Here is a 1,116-nt window from a genome sequence, read left to right as displayed (position 1 = left end):
AATAAAGTTTTAGAGAAATAAAGGACAAATAATGAGAGCAAGACATTCAGGCAAGCAAAGTTTGGTTAATAATTTAGTTAAAGGTGCCTTTGTTGTTGGTGTAATTGGGTTTGGATTAACCGCATGCACTAACCCAAGTACGCCAGCGGGTGAAGAGGGCTATGTTTACGAAAAACCACGAGTATTTGGTGAAGGTGGTTACCAAGGCACCATGATAGGGCCTGCTAATTATGGTATGTCATTACTGCGGAATGAAGTGGTAAACATAGATATGCGGCCCAATACGTATACCGAAACATTTAGAATATTAGCTAATGATGATTTAAACATAAAATTTGATTTTCATGCTGTGATTGCCATTCAAAGTGGTTCAGTGCAAACCGTTGTTGAACAATATGGAGCAGAAAACTGGTACAAACGTTTTGTGCGTGAAACGTTCAGAACTTACGTAAGAGATACGGTGCAGAAATACGACAGTGGTGAACTTAAAACAAACCGCGAAAAAATAGCCCAAGAGGTCACACTGCGTTTACAAAATTATTTATCAACCACCCCCTTTAAGCTTGCCAATGTAGTTGTAGGTAATATTAACTACCCCGATATTGTTGCTAATGCGGTAGAGAAAAAACTAGCTGCGCAGCAGTTACTTGCTGAAAAAGAAACACAAAAAGAAATTGCGCGTAAAGATGCAGAAATACGTGTTGAAGAAGCAAAAGGTATAGCGCAGGCACAAAAAATTATTAACGCTACGCTTACGGCTAATTATTTACAACATGAAGCCATAAATGCGCAAATAAAAATGGCCGAGTCGCCAAACCATACAACGGTTTATATTCCTGTGGGTAATAATGGCGTGCCACTTGTTAAAGGGGCGAATTAAGCCTTTTTAATATTAAGTACTTAATTGTTTATAGAGATTTTGCATTGCGGGTATCTTTTAGGCTTGTGTAAATGATTTGCGTAAGTATAATAGGCATCCACTTTGCAGGGGCGTAGTTCCAATTGGTAGAACAGCGGTCTCCAAAACCGACGGTTGGGAGTTCGAATCTCTCCGCCCCTGCCATTTCTTCTTTACATCGTATTTATTAATTCTTATATTATCTTACTTCCTCATTT

At 38.7% G+C, this 1,116-nt stretch carries 1 protein-coding gene and 1 tRNA gene; both read left to right on the top strand.

What is annotated here, in order from left to right; all coding sequences use genetic code 11:
• Positions 1 to 31 precede the first annotated feature (31 nt).
• Positions 32 to 880, top strand: a complete 849-nt coding sequence (locus CWB65_RS19650; protein WP_138741299.1) for an SPFH domain-containing protein — start codon at positions 32 to 34, stop codon at positions 878 to 880.
• A 106-nt stretch (positions 881 to 986) separates the two neighbouring features.
• A tRNA-Trp gene (locus CWB65_RS19645) sits at positions 987 to 1,063 on the top strand.
• Positions 1,064 to 1,116 lie beyond the last annotated feature (53 nt).

The sequence above is a fragment of the Pseudoalteromonas sp. S554 genome (genome assembly GCF_005930865.1).
Taxonomy (GTDB): Bacteria; Pseudomonadota; Gammaproteobacteria; order Enterobacterales; family Alteromonadaceae; genus Pseudoalteromonas; species Pseudoalteromonas marina.
Note: the sequence above shows the minus strand (reverse complement) of the source record. Positions and strands in the feature narration are given on the sequence as shown.